Genomic DNA, 21,572 nt, shown 5'->3' with positions numbered 1-21,572 from the left:
TACTTCAAAATAAAATTTACAACTGCTAATTATAAATTTATACCGTTAAATTAATAAGTAAAATTCCCGCTATGTAAACAAACAATTGAAACAAACCAAACATAACGGGAAGTTTACAAACAACTAAGTTTTTTTATATAACCACTGCACTTTCTTCTTCTTCTAATCTTTTATCTTTTGCTCCTGCTTCAAATTGATTAGACGTATTTTTTTCTCCACCCGCTTTTAATGCCTTGTCTCCTGCGAAAAACGTTTTGTGATCATCTCCTAAATCTGAACCAGCCATACGCTGATGTTTTACACACGACACTCCTTTTCTAATTTCTTGTCGTTGTACACCTTTTACATACGCTAACATTCCATCTTCACCAAAATAACCTTCTGTTAAATCGTTCATATGTAGTGCTGTTGTATGATACGTTGGTAAGGTAATTAAATGATGAAAGATTCCTGCTTCTCTTGCCCCATCTATTTGGAAAGTGCGAATTTTCTCATCAGCTAATTGACAAAGTTGTGATCCGTCATAAGCTGCATCCATTAAATTATTTCTGTCATAGATTGAAACATCAGATCCTTGTATTACCATTTCATCATATGCTTGATTACGGAAATTTAAGGTCCAGTTAAATGATGGAGAATTGTTATATACTAATTTTGCGTTTGGCACTACAGCTCTTACTCTATTTACCATATTTGCTATTTGACCTACATGAGGTGTAGGTGTTTCAATCCAAAGTAAATCTGCACCATTTTGTAAGCTTGTAATACAATCCAACACTACCCTATCGATATTAGTTCCTTCTCTAAACTTATACAAACCATTTGCCAAACGTACGGGACGCACTAACTTTCCTTCACGTTTTAACAGCACATCATCTTCCCTTGCTTCATCAATTGTAATTTCTTCAGCTTCTACAAATGCTAAATATTGAGATGCTAAATCTCCTGGTTCTTGACTTACTGGTAATTTTTGAGTTAATCCTGCTCCTTCCGAATCGGTTCTAGCAACAATAACTCCATCCTCTACACCTAATTCTAAAAAGGCATATCTAATTGCATTAAGCTTTGCTATAAAATCTTCATGTGGTACAGTTACTTTTCCATCTTGATGTCCGCATTGTTTAGCGTCTGAGACTTGATTTTCTATTTGAATAGCACAAGCGCCAGCTTGAATCATTTTTTTTGCTAATAAATACGTTGCTTCTTCATTACCAAAACCAGCATCAATATCTGCTATAATTGGTACAATGTGCGTTTCGAAATTATCGATTTCATTTTGCACATCTTCTCCGTTTTCTAATCTTCTAAATAAATCGTTTAATTCAATAGCGTCTGCTTGACGTAGAAAATCATAAATTTCTTCAATTAACGCAGGAACTGCTGTTTTTTCATGCATTGACTGATCTGGTAACGGTCCGAATTCTGAGCGTAACGCAGCTACCATCCATCCAGAAAGATATAAATAACGTTTACTAGTAGTTTTATGATGCTTTTTAACCGCAATCATTTTTTGTTGTGCAACAAATCCATGCCAGCATCCTAGAGATTGTGTATAGTTAGATGGATCTGCATCGTAAGCAACCATATCATTTCGCATAATAGCAGCGGTATATCTTGCAATATCTAAACCAGTTTTAAAACGGTTTTGTGCTACCATTCTAGCTGCATTTTCTGGTGATATTGAATACCAAGTTGATCCGAACTTTTTCTTTAATTCTTTTACAGTTTGTAAAGCAGAACTATAATTAGCGTGTGCTAAATTTTTCATAATTTTGTGATTGATAAGGTTATTAATTTTTATTGATAGCTTGCCCTCTTAAATGTTGCCGCATTTTTGAGGGCTTTTTTTACTCGATAATCGAGATTAAATATTCCTAGTTTAGTCTGTATATTAAAATATTTGTTTACACAAGAACTTATTCTATAAATAGTTTATACTACAAGTATTTATATGCTGGTAAGGTTAAGAATTCAACAAATTCTTTGTTTAAAATTAACTCGTCAAATAATTGAATAGCTAATTCAAATTTTCCGTTGTTGTACCTGTCTTCACCTACATAACTTTTTATTTTTTTTAATTCTTCTTTTTTAAATTGCTCATACATTCCTTCTGTAAATGTTCTACCATCTTCAAGCATTACGCTTTTATGCAACCATTGCCATACTTGTGTTCGAGATATTTCAGCTGTTGCTGCATCTTCCATTAAGTTATACAAAGCAGCTGCTCCTTGCCCCATTAACCAAGATTCCATATACAGAATTCCAACGTTAATGTTTTCTCGTATACCATTTTCAGTAATTGTACCTTCTGGTAATGCCACTAAATCTTCTTCAGTAATAGTTAAATCTTCTAGCTTTTTATCTATTTGATTAGCATTAGGCATTGTTGTATTAAAAACATCCATTGCAATTGCTACTAAACCAGGATGAGCAACCCAAGTTCCATCATGACCATTCTTAACTTCTTGTTCCTTATCATTCTTCACCTTTGCAAAAGCTTCTTTATTTAACTCATCGTTATTCTTAACTGGAATTTGTGCAGCCATTCCCCCCATTGCATGTACACCTCGTTTATGACATGATTGAATAACTCGTAACGAATATGCTTTCATAAATGGACTACTCATGGTTACTTGTGATCGATTTGGCACTATAAAACCAGTGTGATTTCTAAACTTTTTAATGTATGAGAAAATATAATCCCAACGACCACAGTTTAATCCAGCCATATGATCTTTTAACTCATAAATAATTTCATCTAACTGAAAACTTGCTGTAATTGTTTCAATTAACACTGTTGCTTTAATTGTTTTTTGTTGCACTCCCATATACTCTTGCGCAAATACAAAAACATCATTCCACCAACGTGCTTCTTTGTAATGTTCTAGTTTAGGTAAATAAAAATAAGTTGCACTCCCCTTCTCTTGCAAGGTTTTGATATTATGGAAAAAGTACAAACCAAAATCAACCAAAGAACCTGACATTTCTACTCCATCAATCAACAAATGTTTTTCGTTTAAGTGCAATCCTCTTGGTCTTACTAATAAAGTAGCTACTTTGTCTTTCAACTCATAGCTTTTATCTTTTGCAGCGTTATAAAATGAAATTGTTTTATTTACTGCATCTCGTAAGTTCACCTGACCATCTAAAATATTTTGAATTGTAGGTGAATTACTATCTTCAAAATCTGCCATAAATGTTTTTGCTCCAGAATTTAAAGCATTGATAATCATCTTACGCTCTACTGGTCCTGTAATTTCTACTCTCCTATCTAACAAATCTTCAGGTAATGGAGCACATACCCAATCGTTTTCTCTAATTTCTTTCGTTTCTAAAGGAAATGTTGGGTTATTTCCTGCATCAAAATAAGCTTGTTCTATTTCTCTTTCAGCTAATAATTGAAGTCTTTGAGAATTAAACTTTTCTTGAAGTTGAATTAAAAACGCTTTGGCTTCGTCAGTTAGAACACTTTTATACTCGGCTTGATCAAAACCTACACATTGAATTTCTTTTGCTAAAACATCTTGATTCATATCTATTTATTTTTCTTATTGATTGACAGTTCAATATTAAAAAAAAGAACCCAAACAAAAAAGCGAACGTTCGCTAAAAACAAATAATTTACTAATTTTTATTAATTCGCTAATTTTTATACCTTTGAATTACGAATCTTTTAATAAAAACACCTTGGAAGAAGAATATATCAGATTAGTTTTCGGATTAAAGCTTAAACAAATACGCACAGATAAAAACCTATCACTCTTTGGATTAGCCAAATTAACAGGATTATCAAAATCGTATTTAAACGAAATTGAGAAAGGAAAAAAGTACCCCAAAACTGATAAAATTGTTATTCTTTCCGAGAAGCTAGAAGTACCTTATGACCATTTAGTTTCCCTAAAGTTAGATAAAAACTTAGCACCTATTGGTGAAATTTTACAATCGAAAATTTTAAAAGAAATTCCCTTAGACCTATTTGGTATTAAAGAAAATAACCTAATTGACATCATTGCCAATGCTCCTGCCAAGGTTAATGCATTTATAAGTACAATTATTAAGATTTCTCAAAACTACAATTTAACAAGAGAGAGCTTTTTTCTTGCTGCATTACGTTCGTACCAAGAGGCACATAATAACTATTTTGAGAATATTGAAACGAAGGTTACTGACTTTATTAAAGCATATCAAATAAATCCTAATAAACCTATTACTTCAAAAGACTTAGAAGAAATTTTAATTGAAGAATATAGTTATACTATTGATAGTGAAGAACTATCTAAGCATCAAAAACTATCTGAACTCAGAAACATCTATATTCCAAAGAATAAAACACTCCTTATATATAACGACATAAACGAAGCACAAAAAACGTTTATTTTTGCTAAAGAAATAGCCTACAATTATTTACAGATAGAAAATAGACTATATACCTTTCCTTGGATTAAATTTGAGAGTTTTGATGAAGTATTAAATAATTTTATTGCTTCTTACTTTGCGGGTGCTTTAATTATTCCAAAAGACAATTTAATTCAAAAACTAACACAACTTTTTTCTTTAGAAACCTGGCAACCTATACAATTACACAAAATTATTAGAAGCTATAACTGTTCTGATGAGACATTCTATCAACGTTTAACTAACATCCTACCAAGACATTTTAACATTAAAAATTTATTCTTCTTACGTTTTACACATAAAGAAGGTTCTCCAGTGCATAGACTTTCAAAAGAATTACATATTACTCAACAACAATCTCCCCATGCCAATCGTAATAACGAACATTATTGTAGAAGGTGGATTGCTATTAAAACAATTCAGGATTTAGAAGTGTCTGAAGAAAAAAAATCTGCTTACGGAATTCAGATATCATCGTACGAAAATTCTCAAAAAGAATACTTAGTACTTTCTGCAGCTACCGCAGATCCATTTAAAGAAAAAATTAATCGTAGTGTGAGTATAGGTATGTTACTTTCTCCACACTTAAAAAGAAAACTTCATTTTTTTGATGAAGATACTTTTACTAAAAAAACAGTAGGAGTAACATGCGAAACTTGTGCTGTAAAAAATTGTAACGAACGTGTAGCTGAACCATATATTTTAATGAAACAATCTAGAAATAAAGAAATAGAAAACACTGTTGAAAACATCATTCAATCATATACTTAAACACCTTGTTTTATACATTGATTTTCTTATTTTAGCACACGCAAACAAATAACTTACCATGGATCTTAACTTCAATAAAAACGAAGACCACAATAAACTTTTAGTATCAGATTTACGCAGACGCTTTGCCAAAGTAAAATTAGGTGGCGGACAAAAACGTATTGATAAACATCATGAGAAAGGAAAATTAACAGCTCGTGAACGTATTGATTACTTATTAGACGATAAATCTAAGTCTATTGAAATTGCTGCATTTGCAGGTGAAGACATGTATCAAGAACACGGTGGATGTCCTTCTGGAGGTGTAGTAGTTAAAATGGGATATGTTAGCGGTAAGCAATGTATTGTTGTTGCTAATGATGCTACAGTAAAAGCAGGTGCTTGGTTCCCTATTACAGGAAAAAAGAATTTAAGAGCACAAGAAATAGCAATTGAAAATAAACTACCTATTATCTATTTGGTAGATTCTGCTGGGGTTTATTTACCAATGCAGGATGAGATTTTTCCTGATAAAGAACACTTTGGAAGAATTTTTAGAAATAATGCAGTAATGAGTAGCATGGGAATTACCCAAATTGCTGCCGTTATGGGAAGCTGTGTTGCTGGTGGTGCTTACTTACCTATTATGAGTGATGAAGCACTAATCGTAGATAAAACTGGAAGTATTTTCTTAGCAGGTAGTTATTTAGTAAAAGCTGCTATTGGTGAAACTATTGATAATGAAACATTGGGTGGAGCAACTACACACTGTGAAGTATCTGGGGTTACCGATTACAAAGCAAAAGACGATAAAGATGCTTTAGACACCATTAAAAACTTAATGGATAAAATTGGAGATTATGACAAAGCTGGTTTTAACCGTAAAGAAGCTTTTCCTCCAAAAGAAAACGAAGATGATATTTTCGGAATTTTACCAAAAGCTCGCAATGAGCAATACGATATGATGGAAATCATTAAACGTTTGGTAGATAATTCTGAATTTGAAGAATACAAGGCAGGTTACGGTCAAACAATTATTACAGGATACGCTCGTATTGATGGGTGGGCTGTTGGTATTGTTGCCAACCAACGTAAAATTGTTAAATCAAAAGGTGCTAAAACGAAACCTAGCGAAATGCAATTTGGTGGTGTAATTTATAACGATTCAGCCGATAAAGCTACTCGATTTATTGCTAACTGTAACCAAAAGAAAATTCCGTTAGTTTTCTTACAAGATGTTACTGGGTTTATGGTAGGAAGTAAATCTGAACATAGTGGAATCATTAAAGACGGAGCCAAAATGGTGAATGCTGTAAGTAACTCTGTAGTTCCTAAGTTTACGGTAGTTATTGGTAACTCTTACGGAGCAGGAAATTATGCCATGTGTGGTAAAGCCTATGATCCACGCCTTATTTTTGCATGGCCTAGTGCTGAATTAGCTGTAATGAGTGGAGCCTCTGCTGCTAAAGTATTATTACAAATTGAAACAGCTGCTTTAAAGAAAAAAGGAGAGGAAATTACTCCTGAAAAAGAAGCTGAATTATTTGACAAAATAAAATCGAGATATGATAATCAAATATCTCCTTATTATGCTGCAGCAAGAATTTGGACCGATGCTGTGATTAACCCTCTAGATACTAGAACTTGGATTTCTATGGGAATAGAAGCAGCTGACCACGCTCCTATTGAAAAGCCTTTTAACTTGGGAGTGTTACAAGTTTAAAACATAGAAAGCAGCATGAAGAGGAAGGTATTTTGGGCTATTATTGCCCTTGTAATTGGTTTTGTAATCTATCAGGTTTATATTTTCACCTTATCTGAAAATGATAATATAAAATCTATTTACTTAGTTCCTGATGATGCTGTTTTCATAGTTGATACAGAAAGACCTATTGATACTTGGGATGAAATAAGCTCAAGTCAAATTTGGACACATCTTCAAAAAAATCAACAAATCAATAAACTATCTGAAGGTCTCAATAGTTTAGATGAAACTTTTAAAGCAAAAAAGGAAATTTTTGACTTTATTGGAGAACGTAACCTAGTTATTTCTGTACATGTATATAGCCCAAAAAAATACGGGTTATTATATATTGCTGATTTACAAAAGTTCTCTAAACTCATCTTTTTAAAAAGAGCTATTAGTAATTTAGCTGGTGAGGACTATAAGGTAACCAAACGTGTATACAAAGAGCATGAAATTATAGAACTCTATAATAAGAAGACAAGAGAAACCTTACATCTTTCCTTTATTAAAAATCAAGTCGTAGCTTCCTACACTCACCTTTTGGTTGAACAATCAATTGACCAATACTTAAATCCTATTATTGGTCGTGATCTCAACTTTTTAGAAATAAAAAGAAAAACAGATACTGATGGCTTTTTTAATATGTACCTACAACATAAATACCTAAAAGACTATCTCAACTGTTTTACCAGTTCAAGTAATTTAGATTTCTTAAACAAAGAAGCATTCTTCTACTCTGGTTTAGATATATCAATTATAGAAGGAGTTATAGTTCAAGCTACAGGTTTTACAAATGTTGATAGCAACTCGCAAACCTACCTAAAAGTATTACAAAAATCTGGAGTTGGTAAGCGTAGTGTTGCTAAAATAGCTCCCAAAAACACTTCTTTATATCTTAGTTTCGCTTTTGATGATTTTAAAACATTTAATAGCAATTTAGAAAAGCTTCAACAAGAAAATCCAGCTGAATTTAAAATGTATACTGATCAGCTCGCTATGATTGAGGATAAATTAAATATAAATGTGTCTGAAAATATTTATAGTTGGATTGGTAGTGAAATAGCTTTAATTCATTTTAACACTGAGCTTTCAAAAAACAAAAAAGATATCGCTGCTATTATTAAAGCCGATGATATTGATGACGCTAAAGAAAACCTTCAGCTTATTCTTTCTAAAATTAAAGAAAATACCCCTTTAAAATACAAACAAATTAATTATAGAGGCTATCCAATTAACTTTTTTGACCTAAAAGGGTTCTTTAAAATGTTAGCTGGAAACATGTTTTCTAAAATGGAAAAACCTTATTTTACAATTATTGATGATTTTATTGTTTTTAGTACTAGCCCAAATACTATTAAAGAAATCATTAATAATCACTTAATAGGATACACACTTGAAAGTTCTGAAAAGTTTGACGATTTTAATTATCACTTTGAAAAGAAATCTAGTGTATTTGCTTATGTAAACACACCTAACTCATACAAAGATCTTTTAAGTTTAGTTGACAGCAAAACTCGACGTGAACTCCAAAAGAATAAACCATACATAACTTGTTTTTCTCAAATTGGAATGCAACTAATTGCTTCTGATGAACTCTTTGAAACTAATATTTCTTTCGTTTTTGAAGATCCAAAAAACATTGAAACAAGTATTAAAAAAGATAAAGAGTTAAGAGAAAAGTTACTGCTAGAGTTAGCTCCTTATAAAGACTCAACAGATACTCAAAATTCTACATCATTTTTCAAACTACCTCCAATACATCCTTCAGATTTAAGCGCTAAATCGTACAAGGAGTATTATAAAAACGGAAAACTAAAGTTTGAGGTGGACTTAGATGATGGTTTAAAAGATGGCTCTTATAAATCTTACTATGAAAACGGAAATATAAAAGTCAAAGGACATTATAAAAATGATAAGCAAAGTGGAACTTGGAAAGCTTATGATAAACAAACAGGTGATGTAATTTTCAAAAAACATTTTTAATTGCAATATTTTATAGCATTAGTTACATTTGCCAAGCAAAATTAAAACAGAATACACATGGGAAGAGCATTCGAATTTAGGAAAGCAAGAAAGATGAAACGTTGGTCAGCTATGGCTAAAACCTTTACTCGTATTGGTAAAGATATCGTTATGGCAGTTAAAGAAGGTGGTCCAAACCCCGAAACAAACTCTCGTTTACGTGTTGTAATTCAAAATGCGAAGGCTGCCAACATGCCTAAAGACAATGTTGAGCGCGCTATTAAAAAAGCTTCTGATAAAAGTACTGAAAACTATAAAGAAGTATTATTTGAAGGATATGCTCCTCACGGTATTGCTGTTTTGGTAGAAACTGCTACTGATAATAATAACCGTACAGTAGCTAATGTACGTGCTGCTTTTAACAAGTGTAACGGAAATTTAGGAACTTCTGGATCAGTTGCTTTTATGTTTGACCATGTGGTTAACTTTAAAGTAAAAGAAGATTCATTAGGTATGGATTTAGAAGAGTTTGAAATGGAAATGATTGACTTTGAAGTGGAAGAAGTTTTTGCTGACGAAGAAGATAGTTCAGTAATGCTGTATGCTCCGTTTGAACAATTTGGTGCTATTCAAAAATATTTAGAAGAAAATAATATTGAAATTCTTTCTTCTGAATTTGAACGTATACCTACAACTACTACTGCCATTTCTGACGAACAAAAAGAAGAAGTAAACAAACTTTTAGAAAGATTGGAAGAGGATGATGATGTGAATAATGTCTATCACTCTATGGAAGAATAATTTTCTATTTCTTTATAAAACTTCAAAATCCAACGAAAATAATCGTTGGATTTTTTTTATATATTTATCCAAACCAAACTTCTCACTATTATGATTTTCTACGGAACAAAAGGAGCGCATTTACACAGCGAAAAAGTTAGTGGTGTAAAATGTAATCACTGTGAACAACAAAACACTCACACTATTAGTATTTTTGGTAAATACTTTTACATTTATTGGATACCTATTTTTCCTATAGGTAAAAAAGGAGTGTCTGAATGTAACCATTGCAAAGCTACTTACGAACGTAAAAACATGAGCGAACAATTAAAACTAGCTCATGACAATGTAAAACGAAATGCAAAAACTCCATTCACACATTGGATAGGTTCTTTATTAATGGGAGCTATAATTCTCTTCGGAATTTACTCTGCACAACAACACGATAAGGATGTTGTTACCTATATTAATTCTCCCGAAGTTAATGATATTATTGAGTACAAGTCATCCGACAAAGCCTACTCTACCGTAAAAGTAACAAACGTTACCGCCGATTCTATTTTCTTTGTAGCCAACTCTATGGAAATAAGCAGAAAAAGTAAACTTTATAAGATAGATAAAGAGAAAAACTATAACGCCGAACGATTCGGAATGAGTTTAACTGATTATAAAAAAGCTTTTGATGACAAAAAGTTTTTAGATGTTGATAGGTAAAAAACTATAATTCCACTAAATCCAACGTCTTTTTACGTTGGATTTTTTTTGTTTCAGTTTCTATGAATTTATCCACAAAATAAATTTCTTTCGGAATTTCATACTTGGTAAGCCCCAATAGATTTCTCACTTCGTTCGAAATGACATTATTTATTTCTCCTTCTACTAGCAAAATTAACTTTTCTCCTAGTTTTTGATCAGGAATACCAGTAACAAAAAAACGATTCGGAATAACTTTGGATAGCTTCTCTTCTATTTTCTCTGGATGTAGCTTAACTCCTCCAGAATTAATTACGTTGTCATAGCGTCCTAACCATTCAAATTCTGTTTTTGAAATCAAGCGAACTACATCATTTGTTACAACTTTTTCTTCAGAAACCTTAGACGCATCAATAATTAAACAATTTCGATTGTCTTGAGATAATTGTACATTAGGAAGTGCCTTGTAGTGGGATTTCTCGCTATCGTTCGAAATGACATTGTTTAGCTTTTTAACAGCAATATGCGTAATTGTTTCTGTCATTCCATATGTAGCAAAAATTTCAGTCGATTTATCTTCGATAATTTTAATTAAATCATTTGCTACGACTCCTCCACCAACAATAAGTTTCTTTATTTTATGAATGCTCTCCAAAGAACTTCTTAACTGTAAAGGTACCATCGCGGAAAAATCATAATTTTTTACAATTTCAACTTTAGAAGTTGGAGCGACCACATCAATACTCCACCCTAAGGTCAGTGCACGCACTAGCATCATTTTTCCTGCTATATAATCAGTTGACAAACACAGTAAAGCTGTAGTATTTTTTTCTAAGTTAAAAAAAGCTCCTGTAGCTTTTGCTGAGTTTATCATAAACTCTTTTTTTAACGAAATTGGTTTAGGTTTTCCTGTGGAGCCTGAAGTTTGCACAATTACAAAATCATTAGTATTAAACCAATCTGATAAAAATTGATATATAGAATCGTTTATAGTCTTCGAAAAAGTTAATAATTCATCTTCCGATGAAAAAGATATTCCATTTAACTGAAAACTTTTATGAAAATTTAGATCCTTCACTACGTTCAGAACACTGTTTTTATAGTTATTGATTAATTATTTCTGGCTTTTCTATATTTCCAAACAGTTTTTCTTTCCAGTTTTTCCAACCATATTTTTTTGAAAATAAAAGTAGCATTAAAGGGTACAAAACAAATACAGGTAAAAACATTTCTATACCAACTGAAGGGTCTGAAGTATCTACAAATAAAGCATCTGTTTGAAAAACAGTCCAATCAGTTGTTACTAAGAATGCTGCTACAATATTGTTAATAGCATGTAAACCTAATGCTAACTCTGTACCTTCATCCATTAAGGTTGTAATTCCGAAGAAGAAGCCTGTTCCTATATAAAATACCATTGAAATATATCCTAGCTTCTCTACTTCTGGATTTGCTCCATGTAGTAATCCAAAAGCTACTGAGGTTACTATTAATGGAACCCATCTGTTTTTAAACCAAGTTCCTAATCCTTGCATAAAATATCCTCTAAAAAGTAATTCTTCAAAACTTGTTTGGATAGGTAAAAACAAAAAAGATATTGCTACTAAAGTAAAAAAAGGAAGAGGTTTAAAGTTCCAAATATAATTTTCTGGGGACAAAAGAATATCAGAAGACACTACTATTACAGATAATATTCCCCATACAAAAAAACCGAACCAAAAACGACTCCAGTCTATTTTTTCTCTACTTGTTATAACTGTTTTAATTGCCCTTTTATGAATGTATTTTACTCCTAAAAACAATGAAACTAATCCAAAAGCAAACATGGCAACCATCATAAATAAAAACAAGTTCTTATTTATTCCTAAACTCATAAAGCTATCATCCGCAGCTCTTAAAAATTCATTAGTATTTTCAGAATGTAAAACCGCTGTAACAGCTAAAGGAATTACACCTATAAATTGCCATCCAAATAAAACTATAAAAATAACTAGTAGGTATAAGTGCCACTGATTTTGCCCTTTATATGCTTGTTGTATAAAATTCATTGTTAAATATTAAAGTTCCAATTTCTATCAACATTATATCCTAAACTGCCGTTTGAAACTTCTAACGGACTTTCAAAATTATTGGTAAACAAACTTCCTGTTCCTAACCCTTGTGGTAATGGATTGTTTAACGTGTACGTCCATTGTGCGATTGCATTTAACCCTATATTACTTTCTAAAGCACTAGTTATCCAATTACCTGCGTTATGGTTAGATGCTATTTGAATCCATTCGCTACTTCCTTTAAATCCTCCTACCAAACTAGGTTTTAAAATAATGTATTGTGGTTGAATTGTAGCAATACATTTTTCTTTTTCTTCGAAAGAAAATACTCCTATCAACTCTTCATCTAAGGCTATTGGTAATGGAGTTTTTTCACATAAACTTGCCATTTCCTGCCATTGTCCTTGCTTTATAGGTTGTTCAATAGAATGTAATTCCAATTCAGATAGCTTTTGCAATTTCTCTAAAGCGTTTTTAGGTAAAAATGCTCCATTGGCATCTACTCGTAACTCTATTTCTTTTACTGAAAATTCTTTTCGGATAGATTGTAATAATTCAATTTCTGTATTAAAATCTATCGCTCCAATTTTCATCTTTATAGTAGTAAAACCTTGTTGCAACTTATCTTTTATTTGCTGCTGCATAAAAGCTTTATCTCCCATCCAGATTAATCCGTTTATGGAAATTTGCTGTTTTCCTTTGGTGAAATCTGATGGAAATAATTCAAATGGTGTTTTACTTTCTAACGATAAAAAGGCCTGCTCTAATCCGAATTGTATCGACGGGAACTCAATAAGTTCGGGTAACAATTTCTCTAAACCTAAATTAATATTGTTACTTACCCATTGTAATTTTTCTTCATAATCAGGTTTATCATCAGCACTTAAGCCTCTGAACAATCCACATTCTCCAAAACCTTTCTTTTCTTCATTTTCTAAAATTAAAAACCAGGTTTCTTTGGTTCTTAAAACTCCACGAGAAGTTCCGCTAGCTTGCTTAAAATTCAGCAAATATTTATGGTAGGAAGCTTTTATCAATTGTAAGTTTTTTAATTATGAGCTTCAGAAGCTTTTTTAAAATTATCTAAATATTGTTGACTCATTCTTTTTAAAGATCCTTTAAAGTATGGAAATAAGCAACTCATTACATAAGAATCACTAGTACAAGTAGTAGTTTGTAGTATCTTGGTTTTATTTCCTTCTGAAGTAAATGTATAATCATCTGTTTTTAGCATGTTTTCTGCATCAAAATAAAGAGTTAATTTTTCATTTTGCTTATATGCTAATACTTCTTCAGTCGTCGTTACTAATTTCCCTTGGTTTTCAACAACTACTTTATACTTACTTCCTACTTTATCTGGTTTTTCTTCTAAGGTTTCAATTGATTTTACCTCTGGCATCCATTCTTTCATTAATTCTTCATCTTGAAAATCTGAAAAAACTTTATCCGTTGGTTTATTTACTATTACTTCATTAGTATAAACAACTTCTTGTACTACTAACCCTGTTAAAAAAAATGCAAGAATTAAAACTGTTATAACTCCTAAAATTATTTTGATTGTTTTCATATATAATACCTAAATAAAAGGTTTACTTAAATAGTTATTGTTTGTCCAATTTCTAAAATCACCAATTCTTTTTTTGCTTGAGCAAACTTTTCTTTAGCTTCTTCTACATCTATTTCTATTGGAGGGAAGGTATTAAAGTGACATCCTATCACCTTATTACAGATAACTAAATCACTTGCTATAATAGCATCATCAACTCCCATTGTAAAATTATCTCCTAAAGGAAAAATAGAAGCTGTTAAATTGGTTGACATCGGTATTAGTTGCATATCCATTGTTACCGCTGTATCACCAGAAACATATAATGATTTTTCTCCTGCGGAAATTACGAATCCTCCGGGTTGACCTCCATAGCTTCCATCAGCAAACGAAGAGGTGTGAATTGCATTTACGTATTTAGCTGAAAAGGTATCGTTAGTATAAGTACCTCCATGATTTACTGGATGTCCTTTAAGTTTTTTTGCTTCATAATAAGTTACAATCTCATAATTTGAAACAATTATAGCTCCAGTTCTTTCTGCAATACGTTCTACATCTAACACATGATCTTGATGTGCGTGTGTAAGTAATATATAATCTGCTTTTACTTGATCTACGTTTATATTAGTAGCTAATGGGTTTCCTGTAATAAAAGGGTCAACTAATACGTGTGTTCCGTTAATTTCAATACCAAAACATGCGTGACCGTAAAAAGTGATTTTCATCTATTTATTCTTTTCGTTTAATTCGTTTTTTAATGAATATAATTAGTAAAACTATTAAAAGTATAAATGGCCAAATGTTTACCAAACCGATAAAAAACCACTTTATATTATCTACTCCATTACCAAAAGCATCAGCTATACGTCTTCCAAAACTTTTGGAATAAGTTTTACTTACTTCTTTTTTATAAAATCTAATTGTTAAGGTTGAAAACGACACTTGATTTTGTAAGTATTTTAAACGTCCTTCCATCGATTCAATATCAGACCTTACATTTGTTAGTTCTCGCTCAACTTCTAAAATTTCTTTTACTGAACTAGCCTTTTTAAGTATTTCGCTATATCGTTGTTCTAATTCTTTTTTTACTTTCAAACGTGCTTGTATATCAAGAAATTGTTCTGTTACATCGTTGACAGAAATATTCTTATTATCAAACCTCTCAACTTTTGATGAAATCTCATTTAAAAAGTCATCAAAACTTTCTGAAGGAATTCGAACCGTTAAATTTGAAGTAATATTTTGAGAAGACTTGTATTCGTTATCAGCAGAAATGTATCCGTTATATTTTTTTACTGCTTGCTCTATGTGATTTCTTGTCTCTAATAAATCATCTGTTTCAAATGAAATGTCACCTGTTTTAATAAGTTTTCTTTCAATTGCTACTTCTTTATTCTCTTGTGCAACTTCTGATGCTTCTACAATCTCTTCAGTAATATCAAAATTTCCTGAAGTTTTAAGTTCTCCATAAGAGTTTGGGTTCTCTCCTTTGCTATTGCAGCTTACAAATAATAAAAATGCTCCGAAAAAGACTAAAATAGTTCTCATAGTATTAAATTTTCTCGGGAAGTTACAAAATTTGACCTAATCCGAATAAAATTGAAAATAAAAAGGTACTAAGAGCTACTTTTTTTAACTCTCCATCTAATAGAGCTTCTTCTTTATTTTTATAGACAAAAAATAGGTGTTTTAGTAGGGGAATATAAGCTATAACAAATAAAAATTGATATGGTGATTTAAACTTGATTACCGTATATAATAAAGCAACTATAAAAGACACTATAATTAGAAAGTAATGATACATTTTTGCAGATTCTGCTCCCATTTTTACCACAAGCGTATTTTTTCCTGACATTGCATCATTCTCTCTATCTCGCATATTGTTTAAGTTCAATACCGCTGTACTTAACAGTCCAACTGTAATTGCTGGTAAAAAAATCGTAAAATTTAACTGTTTGGTGTATAAGAAGTAAGTTCCAACTACTGCTAACAATCCGAAAAAGATAAAAACGAAAACATCTCCGAATCCGCTATAACCATAAGCCGATTTTCCTACAGTATATTTTATAGCAGCAACAATTGAAGCGATTCCTAATCCGAAAAAAATTACTGAATACAAAAAGTTATCTTTTCCAAAGGAAACATAAATTAGTAGTAGTGCAATAATAGTCGTAACTACTCCTATAACAATCATTGCATTTTTCATTTGTTTTGGAGTAATCGCTCCTGAGGCTACCATTCGTGCCTCTCCTTCCCTTTTGTTATCCGTACCTTTTACTCCATCTCCATAATCATTGGCAAAATTAGATAACACTTGAAAACCAATTGTGGTTAGAATTGCCAACCAGAAAATAGAAGACTCCAATATATTTTTTCTTCCAACATAAATAGTTGTATCAAGAAGAGTTGAAGACACTTTCAAAAAAGATTCATTTAATCCTAAAAATGCTCCAACAATAATTCCTGAAACTGATAGTGGTAGGGTACGTAAACGTGCTGCTTTTATGTAGTTTTTCATTGAGATAGTATGATTTTCAAAGATAAGTTTTTTAGACATAAAAAAAGGAAAGCTTAGCTTTCCTTTTATCTTAAAGTATATGAGCCGTTTATTTATTCACCACCGCATCAAAACCTACTTTTGTTCCTGGTTTATCTATAAAATATTCTCTTTTGTCAACTAAAATATTATCTCTAAATATTTCCATTGTTATTGTATAAACACTAAAATTATCTGTGGCTTTATCTTCATATTCAAAGGCTAAATTAGCTGCAAAATTAATTTCATCTGTGTACGATTTCTTATAAGGAAAAACATTAGTTGTTGTAGTGTTATCATACTTAAAAAAACCTGATTCTAGAAAAACAGTTTTAATTCTTCCATTATTGTCATTACTTGTACTTGTAATGTTAAACGTTATTGTTGCCAAGGCTCCATTTCCATCAATAGATAAATCCGTATTATCACATGATGTTAATAAAACTAAGCACAGGAAAGTAAAAAGGTATCTCATTCTTTTTTATTTTTTATAATTATTTTCCAACAAACTTACTATAAAGAAAAAAGTGTGCTACTCTCGTAACACACTTTTAAGAAAACTTTATATTTCTTTACTAAAGGTTATTTGCTTCAGCAATTAACTCTGCAATATCTTTTACTTGTATTTGCGATTCTTTTTCTTTGAATTTTACACCGTCTGTCATCATAGTATTACAGTAAGGACATCCTGTAGCAATAATTTGTGGGTTTGTTTCTAACGCATCTTCTGTTCGTAAGACATTAATGTCTTTATCACCTTTTTCTGGTTCTTTAAACATTTGTGCTCCTCCAGCACCACAACATAATGCTGTTGACTTATGACGCTTCATTTCTGTCATTTTTACTCCTAAACGACGAATTAATTCACGTGGGCTTTCATATACATCATTTGCACGTCCTAAATAGCATGGATCGTGATATGTTAAACGTTTTCCATTTAAGTTTTCATCTTCTATGGTTAAACGTCCTTCTTTAATTAACTTGCTAATATATTGAGTGTGATGATATACTTTATACTTTCCTCCTAATCCAGGATATTCATTTTTTAATGTATTAAATGAATGTGGATCGCAAGTAACAATTGTTTTTACTTCGTAAGCATTTAATACTTCAATGTTAGTAACTGCTTGCATTTGAAATAAGAACTCGTTTCCGGCACGCTTTGCTGCATCTCCTGTTGAACTTTCTTCGGTACCTAATACTGCAAAATCAACTCCTGCTTGTTGTAATATTTTTACGAAAGCTCTTGTTATTTTTTTTGCTCTATCATCATAACTTCCTGCAGCTCCTACCCAAAACAACACTTCTGGTTGTTTTCCTTGAGCCATCATATCTGCCATTGTTGGTACGTTCATAATTCTTTATCGTTTAATTGTTGAACTGTTTTTTTGTTTACAACCTCAAACAGAGGTTACTTTTTAATTTTTACGGAATAGAATAGTAAAAAACTACTCTTCGTCTTTCCAGTTTAATCTATCCATTTGACTATACTGCCAAGGCGCTCCATTATTTTCAATATTGGTCATCATCATATTTAACTCCTGTGGAGCTGCTGATTCTTCCATTACTAAATAACGACGCATATCCATAATAATAGATAATGGATCAATACCAATAGGACATTCTTGTACACAAGCATTACAACTTGTACAAGCCCATAATTCTTCTGGAGTGATATAGTCGTTTAATAACTGTTTTCCGTCATCTTTAAACTCACCTCCATTTTCATCAATATTCTTTCCTACTTCTTCTAAACGGTCACGTGTTTTCATCATAATAGCACGTGGTGATAATTCTTTTCCTGTTAAGTTTGCAGGACAAGATGATGTACAACGTCCACACTCGGTACAAGTATATGCGTTCATTAACTGTACCCAGTTTAAATCAGTTACATCAGAAGCTCCAAACTTTTCTGGTTCTCCTTCATCCTCTCCTTCTTCAGGCATAGCGTACGGGTCAGCATCTGGATCCATCATCATTTTTACTTCCTTCGTTACTGCTTCTAAGTTATTAAACTGCCCTTTAGGGTTTAAGTTTGCAAAAAACGTGTTAGGGAAAGCTAATAAAATATGTAAGTGCTTAGAGTAGTATAAATAGTTTAAGAAAATTAAAATTCCTACGATATGTAACCACCAAGCTGTTTTTTCAATAGTATGCAACGATTCATTAGAAAAACCATCAAACCAAGGTGCTATAAACTGAGAAACTACATTTCCTACTCCTGCTTCTTGAAAATGTACATCTGTTGCATTCATTACCAAGAACAAAGTCATTAATACCATTTCAAAATATAGAATAATATTACCATCATTCTTTGGCCAACCTTCCATTTCTTTGTTCCAAAAACGTTTTACTTTCTCTATATTTCTACGGAACCAAAAAATTGTTACAGCTACAAAAACTAGTAATGCTAACACTTCAAAGTTCCCTATCAAGAACCCGTATAGAGTATCTCCAATAATTGGTTGAAAAACACGGTGTGTACCAAATAATCCATCAATAACGATTTCTAACATTTCGATATTAATTAAAATGAACCCAACATATACAACTATATGTAAGATACCTGAAACTGGACGTCGTACCATTTTATATTGCCCTAAAGCTATTTTTGCCATGTTTTTCCATCGCTCAGGTTTTCTATCCGTTCTATCAATGTCTTTTCCTAATTTGATGTTTCGTATTAACTTACGAACATTCATTACAAAATACCCGATACCTGCAATTAAGATAAGTGCAAAAAAAATGTTTGGTACGTATTTCTCCATCGTTCTTTAATTATTAAGTTTGTTAGGTTTATAAAAACGTAAGCTTATTTATTACTTACATTTTTGGTATTATTCTCTTCGTTATACGGCTTTGCTTTTTTCCCAAATAATGAGAAGTGTACAAAACGTTTTGGGTTTAGCTTCATTTCTCTTAGAAGCTCTTCTAACTCTTTTGAAGCATTAGTAAGATTTGTATACATTTTCTCATCAGTCATTAACTTCCCTAGAGTTCCTTTTCCTGACTTCATTTTAGCTAATAAACCATTAACATTTGCTAAAGTAGCTTCTAGTTTTTTTACTGATTCTCCTAAATTAGCTTTTGCTAAATCATCAGATACTTTAGAAAAATTGTCGGTTATCTTTTTGGTATTTGCTAAGGTAGCATTTAAGTTTCCTTTATTATCTGCTAATAATGAATTTACAGAAGATAATGTTTTACGAACATCAGAAATAGTTCCTTCTAAACCTAAAATACTTCTGTTTAAACTTTGACGAGATTTTTCGTCTAATACTTGATTAAATCCTATTAACAAAGAATCTGCTCCTACTAAAACATTTTCTAGTTTTGCTTGAATAGGGTTTAACTTTTCACCTACTGATGAAAATATATCTGACTCGACCTCTCCTTTTAAATAATCTCCTGACTTGGCTATTTCTCCATCATATTTAGGTACGATTGCTAAATTTTGACCTCCCATTAAGCTTGCTGAGTAAATCTTAGCAATACTATTTTTTGAGAAATTAAAGTCGGTATCTAATGAAATTTTAACAATTAAGTTTCCTTTTTTATCTGGATTATCATTGAATCTAATTTCATCTACTTTTCCTACTTTCAAGCCATTAATGGTAACAGAGCTAGCTTCGTTAAGACCATTAATATTATTGTACTCTACAAAAAAGTGCCTTGCATTAGCACTGAACAAATCTTGTCCTTTTAGGAAGTTATAACCCCAAATAAATAGCGCAATAACAACGACAGCAACAATTCCTGTTTTTAGTTCTTTAGACATAGAATATATTTATACGAGCGAAAATAATAATAATTTTGGGAGTATAAATATAGAACACCTCTAAATTAACGGTTTTTCAGTGCTTCTTTTATTGAAATTCGCTTTCCATTTTTAAAAGCTACTACCCAAGCGTCTTTATACCCTTTACTTCTTACCTTAGGCAAAACCTTCTTTATTCCAGATAAACTAGGTGAATTTCCGTAGTAATATTTGTAGTAATCATCTATGAATAAAGACTCAACGTTTTCTAACCCTTTAAAACTACTTGTAGAAAGTTTTTTTCTAGACGCTGCTATTTGTATTCTAAATACAACATCTGTTGATACTGATTTTGGTTCGGTAGTTTTTTTCTTTGGTGAAGTTTCTTTTTTAACTACTTTTTTAGGTTCCTCTTTCTTTATTACAGGTTTTGAAACTTCTTTTTCAACCAACGGTGCATTAACTGTTAGTGTTTCGCTAATCGTATTTAGCTTTAATCGCTCAAAATACTTTTTTATTGCTTGAGCTATTGACTTGGCCATTCTTATTTGCCCCTTTCTAGAATTTAGATACTTACCTTCATTTTTATTAGTTAAAAAACCTAACTCTATTAAAACACTTGGCATAACAGTTTCTCTTAACACTAAAAAGTTTGCTTGCTTTACCTTTCTATTATTTCTTTTTATTGCTACAAAGTTATTTTGAACCAACCCCGCGATTCCTAAACTATTTTCAAGGTTTTCTTCTTGTAGTACTGACAATCCAATAACTGACTCTGGTGAATTAGGATCATAATCATAATTCTGCTTATAATTATCCTCTAATAAAATTACCGAGTTCTCTTTCTTAGCAATCTCTAAGTTCTCTTTATTTCCACTCAATCCTAACACAAAAGTACTTGCTCCGTGCGGATCAGGTCTTCTAAAAGCATCACAGTGAATAGACACAAATAAATCTGCTTTCTTATCATTTGCTATTTTAGCGCGATTATGTAGCTCTATAAAAACATCTTTTTTACGAGTATAAAATACTTCTATATCTTTTGAAGTTAACAACTCTTTACCTACATCTAGTGCTACTCTTAATGCTATGTTTTTTTCTCTAAAACCATTTCCTAGGTTTCCAGGATCTTTCCCCCCATGCCCTGCATCTAAGACAACAGTATATTTTTTTTGTGCTGAAACCGATAATATTCCTCCACATAAAATAGTTAAAGAGGTTAGAATGATTAAGCTTAATTTGGAGATATTATATTTACGGAAATTTAAGAATTGCATCAATAAAATTTAACTATTTTTGGTTTTTAAAATATAGGCATTCAAATAGCACGCCAAAGTTTTTAAATATAACACAAA

The 21,572-nt window shown here is 31.5% G+C and carries 19 protein-coding genes; 5 read left to right on the top strand and 14 right to left on the bottom strand.

Annotation, left to right across the window (positions count from 1 at the left end):
* Nucleotides 1-133: 133 nt before the first annotated feature.
* Nucleotides 134-1,768, bottom strand: a complete 1,635-nt coding sequence (locus LCI24_RS12150) for an isocitrate lyase (RefSeq protein ID WP_274640611.1) — start codon at nt 1,766-1,768, stop codon at nt 134-136.
* Nucleotides 1,769-1,937: 169 nt separating this feature from the next.
* Entirely contained in the window at nt 1,938-3,533 is a 1,596-nt protein-coding gene (gene aceB, locus LCI24_RS12145) for a malate synthase A (protein ID WP_274640610.1), read from the bottom strand.
* Nucleotides 3,534-3,687: 154 nt separating this feature from the next.
* Between aceB and LCI24_RS12140 the strand changes: the two genes are divergently transcribed.
* The 5 genes from LCI24_RS12140 to LCI24_RS12120 all read left to right on the top strand — a co-directional run bounded on the left by LCI24_RS12140 (nt 3,688) and on the right by LCI24_RS12120 (nt 10,348).
* Nucleotides 3,688-5,166 carry a helix-turn-helix domain-containing protein gene (locus tag LCI24_RS12140; RefSeq protein ID WP_274640704.1) on the top strand — a complete coding sequence of 493 codons (1,479 nt, stop codon included), beginning with the start codon at nt 3,688-3,690 and terminating at the stop codon, nt 5,164-5,166.
* 58 nt (nt 5,167-5,224) lie between these two features.
* Nucleotides 5,225-6,868 (top strand): acyl-CoA carboxylase subunit beta, encoded by a 1,644-nt coding sequence (locus LCI24_RS12135; protein WP_028891068.1) that lies wholly within the window; start codon nt 5,225-5,227, stop codon nt 6,866-6,868.
* A 15-nt stretch (nt 6,869-6,883) separates the two neighbouring features.
* Entirely contained in the window at nt 6,884-8,875 is a 1,992-nt protein-coding gene (locus LCI24_RS12130; protein ID WP_274640609.1) for a DUF3352 domain-containing protein, read from the top strand.
* 57 nt (nt 8,876-8,932) lie between these two features.
* Complete coding sequence (locus LCI24_RS12125; RefSeq protein WP_099216239.1) at nt 8,933-9,655, top strand: YebC/PmpR family DNA-binding transcriptional regulator; 723 nt, start codon at nt 8,933-8,935, stop codon at nt 9,653-9,655.
* 90 nt (nt 9,656-9,745) lie between these two features.
* Nucleotides 9,746-10,348 (top strand): zinc-ribbon domain-containing protein, encoded by a 603-nt coding sequence (locus tag LCI24_RS12120; RefSeq protein ID WP_274640608.1) that lies wholly within the window; start codon nt 9,746-9,748, stop codon nt 10,346-10,348.
* Nucleotides 10,349-10,352: 4 nt separating this feature from the next.
* Here LCI24_RS12120 and LCI24_RS12115 read toward each other — a convergent pair whose 3' ends face one another.
* The 12 genes from LCI24_RS12115 to LCI24_RS12060 all read right to left on the bottom strand — a co-directional run bounded on the left by LCI24_RS12115 (nt 10,353) and on the right by LCI24_RS12060 (nt 21,494).
* The gene (locus tag LCI24_RS12115; protein ID WP_274640607.1) at nt 10,353-11,405 is read right to left on the bottom strand and encodes an AMP-binding protein; all 1,053 of its coding nucleotides are present in this window, start codon (nt 11,403-11,405) and stop codon (nt 10,353-10,355) included.
* 25 nt (nt 11,406-11,430) lie between these two features.
* Nucleotides 11,431-12,375 (bottom strand): CPBP family intramembrane glutamic endopeptidase, encoded by a 945-nt coding sequence (locus tag LCI24_RS12110; RefSeq protein ID WP_274640606.1) that lies wholly within the window; start codon nt 12,373-12,375, stop codon nt 11,431-11,433.
* Nucleotides 12,376-12,377: 2 nt separating this feature from the next.
* Entirely contained in the window at nt 12,378-13,415 is a 1,038-nt protein-coding gene (locus LCI24_RS12105) for an o-succinylbenzoate synthase (protein ID WP_274640605.1), read from the bottom strand.
* 11 nt (nt 13,416-13,426) lie between these two features.
* The gene (locus LCI24_RS12100; RefSeq protein WP_274640604.1) at nt 13,427-13,945 is read right to left on the bottom strand and encodes an SRPBCC family protein; all 519 of its coding nucleotides are present in this window, start codon (nt 13,943-13,945) and stop codon (nt 13,427-13,429) included.
* 26 nt (nt 13,946-13,971) lie between these two features.
* Complete coding sequence (locus LCI24_RS12095; protein WP_274640603.1) at nt 13,972-14,649, bottom strand: metal-dependent hydrolase; 678 nt, start codon at nt 14,647-14,649, stop codon at nt 13,972-13,974.
* A 4-nt stretch (nt 14,650-14,653) separates the two neighbouring features.
* A complete protein-coding gene (locus tag LCI24_RS12090; RefSeq protein WP_274640602.1) occupies nt 14,654-15,472 on the bottom strand; it encodes a DUF4349 domain-containing protein in 819 nt (272 codons plus the stop codon).
* A gap of 22 nt (nt 15,473-15,494) precedes the next feature.
* The gene (gene menA / locus LCI24_RS12085) at nt 15,495-16,442 is read right to left on the bottom strand and encodes a 1,4-dihydroxy-2-naphthoate octaprenyltransferase (protein ID WP_275563683.1); all 948 of its coding nucleotides are present in this window, start codon (nt 16,440-16,442) and stop codon (nt 15,495-15,497) included.
* Nucleotides 16,443-16,530: 88 nt separating this feature from the next.
* Nucleotides 16,531-16,935 (bottom strand): hypothetical protein, encoded by a 405-nt coding sequence (locus LCI24_RS12080; protein WP_274640601.1) that lies wholly within the window; start codon nt 16,933-16,935, stop codon nt 16,531-16,533.
* Nucleotides 16,936-17,035: 100 nt separating this feature from the next.
* A complete protein-coding gene (locus tag LCI24_RS12075; protein ID WP_099216248.1) occupies nt 17,036-17,815 on the bottom strand; it encodes a (Fe-S)-binding protein in 780 nt (259 codons plus the stop codon).
* Nucleotides 17,816-17,908: 93 nt separating this feature from the next.
* Nucleotides 17,909-19,228, bottom strand: a complete 1,320-nt coding sequence (locus LCI24_RS12070) for a 4Fe-4S dicluster domain-containing protein (RefSeq protein ID WP_274640600.1) — start codon at nt 19,226-19,228, stop codon at nt 17,909-17,911.
* A 44-nt stretch (nt 19,229-19,272) separates the two neighbouring features.
* Nucleotides 19,273-20,238 (bottom strand): MlaD family protein, encoded by a 966-nt coding sequence (locus tag LCI24_RS12065; protein ID WP_274640599.1) that lies wholly within the window; start codon nt 20,236-20,238, stop codon nt 19,273-19,275.
* Nucleotides 20,239-20,303: 65 nt separating this feature from the next.
* Nucleotides 20,304-21,494: an N-acetylmuramoyl-L-alanine amidase family protein gene (locus tag LCI24_RS12060; protein WP_274640598.1), complete on the bottom strand. Its 1,191-nt coding sequence runs from the start codon at nt 21,492-21,494 to the stop codon at nt 20,304-20,306.
* Between the last annotated feature and the right edge of the window lie 78 nt (nt 21,495-21,572).

Source organism: Tenacibaculum larymnensis (assembly GCF_028829235.1).
GTDB lineage: Bacteria > Bacteroidota > Bacteroidia > Flavobacteriales > Flavobacteriaceae > Polaribacter > Polaribacter larymnensis.
The sequence above is the reverse complement of the archived record's forward strand: the minus strand, read 5'-3'. Positions and strand labels throughout refer to the sequence as shown.